Source organism: Saccharomonospora iraqiensis subsp. paurometabolica YIM 90007 (assembly GCF_000231035.2).
In the GTDB taxonomy this organism is placed as follows: domain Bacteria; phylum Actinomycetota; class Actinomycetes; order Mycobacteriales; family Pseudonocardiaceae; genus Saccharomonospora; species Saccharomonospora paurometabolica.
Map to the genome: position 1 here is coordinate 120,582 of NZ_KI912238.1, position 6,386 is coordinate 126,967.

Sequence of the window (6,386 nt, forward strand, 5' to 3'; positions counted from 1 at the left end):
TGGCGCGGCGGTGGGCCGGGCGCGGCGGTCCGGGGCGCCCGGGCGCAGGCATGGTGCGGCCGGTGCCGGGTATCCGACCCACATCATGCGCACGTACGAACTGACCGACTGGATGGGGCCGGAGTGCACGGGCCCGGTCGAGTTGCGCGTGCCTGCCGACGCCGAGCACCTGATCCTGATCCGGGCGATCGCCCACGCGGTGTCCTGCCGTGAGGGGTTCGAACCGGACGAGAGCACCGACATTACGGTGGCCGTGGACGAGGCGTGTACGAGCCTCATCCGCCGTTCGGTGCCCGGCGCACTGCTCACCTGCCGGCTCCAGGTCACCTTCGGCACCCTGCGCGTCGCGGTGTCCACCACGACGTTCGACGGGGGTGTCCCGAGCGAGCACAGCTTCGGCTGGCAGGTGCTCGACACCGTCACCGACTCCGTGTCGGCGTGGCGGTACGAGTGCGATCCGCGACGCGGGACCGACCACGTCGTGCACATCGACTTCGCCAAGCAGTTTGCCCGCCCACCCCGCGGGTAGCTCCCGAACATCCGGGTCGTCACCCGGCCCACGACACACCCGGCACGGCACCGGCGTCGCCGAGGAGGTGGTCGCCATGGCATCGAGCGCAGCGACTCCCGGACGGAGCGGTCGGCCATGACCACCTTCCCCGTGGGCGGAGGCCTGCGCCCCACCCTGTCGATGCTGCGCGCGGCGACCCTGGTGATCGGGCTGTGGTACCTCGCCATCGGCCTGGTCGGGTTCGCCACCACCAGCAGCAGCATGGGGGCGGACCCGTCGCGGTCGGTGTGGGTGTTCGGGGTCAGCGCCCTGGTCAACATCGGGCACACGGGCGTGGGCATCATGGGCGTGCTGGCCGCCCGCGCGGAGGAGACGACGCGCGCCTTCGGCTGGATGGCCTTCTTCGGGTTCACCGGGCTGACCGCGTACGGCATCCTCGCCGTCACGGTCTCCCCGCTCGGCAACCTCGCCAACGTCTACGCCGCGAACGTGGTGATGTACGGCCTCAGCGCGGTGCTCGGACTACTCCTGTGCCTGCTGCCGGTACAACCCGGGTCGCGGGCCGGGCCACGGGGCTGACCGCGGGGACGGAGAGGAGGAGCCCCCCACCTCCCAACACGGTGCGCCCACGGACGACACCACCGTGCGACGCCGGGTGCCGGGGAACCGTTTAGTGATGTTCCCGTCCGGGCAACTCGTTCCGCATGAGGTTGCTCCTGTGGCACGTGCACGGGTCGTGGACGACCGCGTTCGTGCGGAGCGGGCACACCTGTCTGCTGCCCACAGTGGAGGATCGTGGTCCGTGGGGGCGGGGACGGTGCGGGCGGGACTGGCCGGACACCGCCGTGGAGGTCCCGCACGACCGGCTCCGGGGAGCCGATGTGGACGCGGTGGTGCTGCAACGCCCCGAGGAGCTGGACCTCATCGAACGCTGGCTGGGTCGGCGCCCGGGGACCGACGTGCCCGCCGTCTACGTGGAGCACAACACCCCGCGTGAGCACGCCGCGACCACGCGGCACCCGCTCGCCGGGCGCGACGACATCCCGATCGTGCACGTCACCCACTTCAACGAGCTCATGTGGGACAACGGCATCGCCCCGACGGTGGTGATCGAACACGGGGTGGTCGACCCCGGCCACCGTTACACCGGGGAACTGCCCCGTGCCGCCGCTCTGATCAACGAGCCGGTGCGGCGGAACCGGATCGTCGGCGCGGACCTGCTCGGGGCCTTCGGGGAGGTCGTTCCCGTCGACCTGTACGGCATCGGGACCGAGGGGTTCACCGCTGCGGGTGTGACCCCGGTCGGCGACCTCCCGCAGGAGCGGCTGCACCCGCACATGGCACGTCGACGTGTCTACCTGCACACCGCCCGCTGGACGTCGCTGGGGCTGTCCCTGATCGAGGCGATGCACCTGGGGATGCCGGTGGTCGCGGTGGACTCGACCGAGGCGGCGACGGCCGTCGGCGAGGATGCGGGCGTGGTGTCGACCGACCTGACCCGCCTCGTCCCGGCGGTCCGCACGTTGTGCGCGCAGCCCGACCTCGCGGCGCGGCTGGGCAAGACCGCCCGCGAACACGCGCTGGCGCGCTTCGGCCTCGACACCTTCCTGCACCGCTGGGACGTGCTCCTCGACCGGCTTCTGTCCTGACTCTCCGGGAGGTCCCATGAAGATCGCCATGGTTTCCGAGCACGCCAGCCCGCTGGCCGCTCTGGGCGAGGCCGACGCGGGCGGGCAGAACGTCCACGTGGCGGAACTGTCCACCGGGTTGACCCGGGCCGGGCACGACGTGACCGTCTACACCCGTCGGCACGACCCCGACCGGCCGGAGGTGGTCGACATGCCCGGCGGGTACCGCGTCGTCCACCTCCCCGCCGGGCCGCCCCGGCACGTCCCGCGGGACGAGTTGCTGCCGCACATGGGGGAATTCACCACGTCGCTGCGGAAGTGGATCCGCGTCGAACGCCCCGATGTGGTGCACGCGCACTTCTGGATGTCCGGCCTCGCGTCCCTGATGGCCGCACGGGACGGCACCTCCGACGGCGGCATGCCGGGCGACGGTGTGGCCGGTGCCGGTCCGGAGGGCGCCGGTGTCGAAGGCGCCGGCGGGGGTGACGGGCAGTCGGGGACTGTGCCCGTCGTGCAGACCTTCCACGCACTCGGTGTGGTGAAGCGCCGGTACCAGGGCGCGCAGGACACCAGCCCGGCCGAACGGATCGGGATGGAACGGCTGATCGGCCGCAACGCCGCGCGGGTGGCGGCGACGTGTTCGGACGAGGTGTTCGAGCTCGTCCGCATGGGCCTGCCGCGCTCACGGGTGTCGGTGGTGCCCTGCGGGGTGGACCTCGACCGGTTCTCCCCGTCCGGCCCACGGGAGCCGCGCGGACACCGGTACCGCATCGTGTCGGTGGGCAGGCTGGTGCCCCGGAAGGGGTTCGACGTGGCGATCGCGGCGCTGTGTTCGCTGCCCGAGGTGGAGCTGGTCGTCGCGGGCGGGCCCGAGCGCGGACGGCTGGACGCCGACCCGGAGGCGCGCAGGCTGCGGCGGTTGGCGGAGGAGTCCGGGGTGGCCGACCGGGTGCACCTGGCGGGGCAGGTGCACCGGTCGGACGTGCCCGCACTGCTGCGCTCGGCCGACGTCGTGGTGTGCACCCCGCGGTACGAGCCGTTCGGGATCGTGCCGCTGGAGGCGATGTCCTGCGGGGTGCCGGTGGTGGTCTCCGCCGTCGGTGGGTTGACCGACACCGTCGTCGACGGGGTCACCGGCGTGCAGGTGCCACCCCGACGGCCGGACGCCGTCGCCGCCGCCGTCCGCAAGCTCCTCGGGGACGCGGCCCTGCGCGAGGCCTACGGCATCGCCGGCGCCGACCGTGCCCGCTGCCGCTACTCGTGGGACCGCATCGCCGCCGACACCTCCCGCGTCTACGAACGGGTCCTCCCCGCCACCGCGCTCCGCGAGACCACGGCCACCTGACCGCGCGGCCGGCGGCGTGTGCCGTGAAGGGCACATTCCCTGCGCAGAGTGCGGTGAGGGGCACTTTCCCTGCGTCACATGCAGGGAAAGTGCCCCTCACGGCAACACCGCGGGAGGGCCGTCAGGGGGCGGCGGTGGGCACCGTGGTGTCGACGTCGAAGGTGAGGGTGTTGTCTCCGGCGCCGACGGTGACGCGGGAGTGTTCCGGGATCTCGCCGTTGAGCAGCATCGTGGACAGCACGTTGTCCACCTCGCGCTGGATGGTGCGACGCAGCGGACGCGCGCCGTACTCCGGTTGGTAGCCGGTCTCGGCGAGCCACCGGACGGCCTCCGGCTCCACCCGCACCTCGACGTCCTGCGCGTGGGCCTTGCGCCGGGTCTCCTCCAGCAGCAGCGAGGTGACCTGCTGCAGCTGCTCGGCCGACAGCTTGCGGAACACAATGATCTCGTCGATGCGGTTGAGGAACTCGGGCCGGAAGTGCTCGCGCAGCCTGCGCATCAGTCGCTCCCGCAACGGTGCCTCGGTGTCGTCCTCGCGCGGCGGCGCGAACCCGAGTGCGCCCTGGGTGCCACTGAGCACCAGTTCCGACCCGATGTTGCTGGTCATGATCAGCACGGTGTTGGTGAAGTTCACCGTGCGGCCCCGGCCGTCGGTGAGCCTGCCGTCCTCCAGCACCTGCAACAGCAGGTTGAACACGTCCGCGTGGGCCTTCTCGATCTCGTCCAGCAGGATCACCGAGTACGGGCGCCTGCGCACCACCTCGGTGAGCTGCCCGGCCTCCTCGTAGCCGACGTAGCCCGGTGGGGCGCCCACGAGCCTGCTCACCGTGTGCCGTTCGCCGTACTCGGACATGTCCAGCCGGATCATGTGGTCGTCCGTGCCGAACAGCGCCTCGGCGAGCGCACGTGCCAGTTCGGTCTTGCCCACCCCGGTCGGCCCGAGGAACAGGAAGCTGCCCGAGGGGCGGTTCGGTTCGGCCAGGCCCGCGCGGGTGCGGCGCACCGACTCGGACACCGCGCGGACCGCCTCGTCCTGGCCGACGACCCGCCCGTGCAGGTGCTCCTCCAGCGTGAGCAGCCGCTCCCGCTCCTCCTGGGTCAACTGCGCGACGGGGACCCCGCTGATGCGGGAGACCACCTCGGCGATGTCGACGGCGGAGACGTCCGGGGCCTCGGAGGGGCGCTCCCCCTGCTTCTCCTCCTCGATCCGGCCGCGCAGCGTGTTGATCTCGTCGCGCAGTGCGGAGGCGCGTTCGTAGTGTTCCTCGCTGACCGCCTGGTCGCGGTCCCGGCACAACTGCTCCATCCGGGCCTCGAGGTCACGCAGCTGCTCGGGCCTGCGCCCGGTGCGCATCCGGACCCGCGCGCCCGCCTGGTCCACCAGGTCGATCGCCTTGTCCGGCAGGTACCGGTCGGTGACGTACCGGTCGGACAGCGTCGCCGCCGCCGACAGCGCCTCGTCGGTGAAGCGCACCTGGTGGTGCGCCTCGTACTGGTCCCGCAGGCCGTGCAGGATCGCGAGGGTGTCCTCGACGGACGGTTCGGGCACCAGGATCGGCTGGAAGCGGCGTTCGAAGGCGGGGTCGTTCTCGATGTTGCGCCGGTACTCGTCCAGCGTGGTCGCGCCGACGACGTGCACCTCGCCCCGGGACAGCGCGGGTTTGAGCATGTTGCCCGCCCCCATCGACCCCTCGGACGCCCCGGCGCCGACCACGGTGTGCAGTTCGTCGATGAACACGACGAGTTTGCCCCGGTTGGCGCGGAGCTCGTCGAGCAGCTTGGTCATCCGCTCCTCGAAGTCGCCGCGGTAGCGGGTTCCCGCCACCATCGCCGCCACGTCGAGCTGCACCACCCGCCGGTCGCCGAGCACGTCCGGGACCTGCCCGTCGGCGACCCGCTGGGCGAGGCCCTCCACGATGGCGGTCTTGCCGACCCCGGCCTCACCGATCAGCACCGGGTTGTTCTTGGTCCGGCGGGACAACACCTCGATCGTCTGCTCGATCTCGCCCTCCCGGCCCACGACCGGGTCGATCTCCCCGTTCTGCGCCATGGTCGTGAGGTCCCGGCTGTACTGGTCGAGCGTCGGGGTGGCGCTGGCCTGCTGCTGTTCCTGCCCCGCCGTGCGGGCGTTGCCGGGTGCGGCGGTCGGGTCGGAGATCGCCTTCTGCATCGACTCCGGGGTGATCCCGGCCTCGCCGAGCAGTCGGCCCGCCCGCGAGTCGGAGTTGGCCACCAGCGCCAGCAGCACGTGTTCCGGGCCGATGTAGGAGGAGCGCAGCCCGCGCGAGATCTGGTGCGCGTCCAGCAGGGTGCGTTTGGCACCCGGGGTCAGCACCGGCATCCCGGACCGCGGCTGTTCGCTGCGTTCCTCCCGCTCGACCCGGGTCGCCAGGGCGTCCGGGTCCGCGCCGGAACGCTGGATGAGTTCCCGACTGCCCGGCACCCGGGTGGCGGCCCACAGCAGGTGGGTGGAGTCCAGTTCACTGCCGTTCCACTCGCCGACCTGGCGCACGGCCGCCGACACGAGAGCCAGCGCCTGCTCGCTCATCAGCTTGGTGATCCCCACCGCGTGCGGCCGCCGCCCCGGCATCGCGTTGCCGAAGAACTGCGCGAGCAGCTGGTCGAAGGGGCTCGAACCCGGGTCGGCACCGAAGAAGCCGGTCATGGAGCACTCCCTGTCGCGACGGCGGCTGTCCCGCCCTGCGGGCGGTTCGTCTGCCACGGGACCTACCCGGTCCCGCGGACGGTCAACCGTTCACCCGACGTACCGCCGGGCCGGGGAGTCCCGGCGCGCCCGTTCGAGCGTGCGCAGATTCCGTTCCACCCGGTCCGGCAGCACGCGGCGCTCCCGCAGCACCCACGGCAGCCCGCGCACCGCCTCCCCCGCGGCGGCGGCGGTGGC

5 protein-coding genes are annotated in these 6,386 nt (G+C 72.3%); 4 read left to right on the forward strand and 1 reads right to left on the reverse strand.

From position 1 onward, the window contains the following. Positions 1-85 precede the first annotated feature (85 nt). The 4 genes from SACPADRAFT_RS0212765 (at position 86) to SACPADRAFT_RS0212780 (ending at position 3,484) form a co-directional block, all read left to right on the forward strand. Positions 86-529 carry an ATP-binding protein gene (locus tag SACPADRAFT_RS0212765; RefSeq protein ID WP_028662434.1) on the forward strand — a complete coding sequence of 148 codons (444 nt, stop codon included), beginning with the start codon at positions 86-88 and terminating at the stop codon, positions 527-529. A gap of 117 nt (positions 530-646) precedes the next feature. Continuing rightward, positions 647-1,090 carry a DUF4383 domain-containing protein gene (locus SACPADRAFT_RS0212770; protein ID WP_007025985.1) on the forward strand — a complete coding sequence of 148 codons (444 nt, stop codon included), beginning with the start codon at positions 647-649 and terminating at the stop codon, positions 1,088-1,090. A 125-nt stretch (positions 1,091-1,215) separates the two neighbouring features. Next, positions 1,216-2,160 (forward strand): glycosyltransferase, encoded by a 945-nt coding sequence (locus SACPADRAFT_RS0212775; protein WP_007025984.1) that lies wholly within the window; start codon positions 1,216-1,218, stop codon positions 2,158-2,160. A 16-nt stretch (positions 2,161-2,176) separates the two neighbouring features. Next, positions 2,177-3,484 (forward strand): glycosyltransferase, encoded by a 1,308-nt coding sequence (locus tag SACPADRAFT_RS0212780; protein ID WP_007025983.1) that lies wholly within the window; start codon positions 2,177-2,179, stop codon positions 3,482-3,484. A gap of 121 nt (positions 3,485-3,605) precedes the next feature. On the opposite strand, the gene SACPADRAFT_RS0212785 is transcribed toward SACPADRAFT_RS0212780, so the two are convergent. Then, positions 3,606-6,149, reverse strand: coding sequence for an ATP-dependent Clp protease ATP-binding subunit (locus SACPADRAFT_RS0212785; protein ID WP_007025982.1), 2,544 nt, complete (start codon positions 6,147-6,149; stop codon positions 3,606-3,608). Positions 6,150-6,386 lie beyond the last annotated feature (237 nt).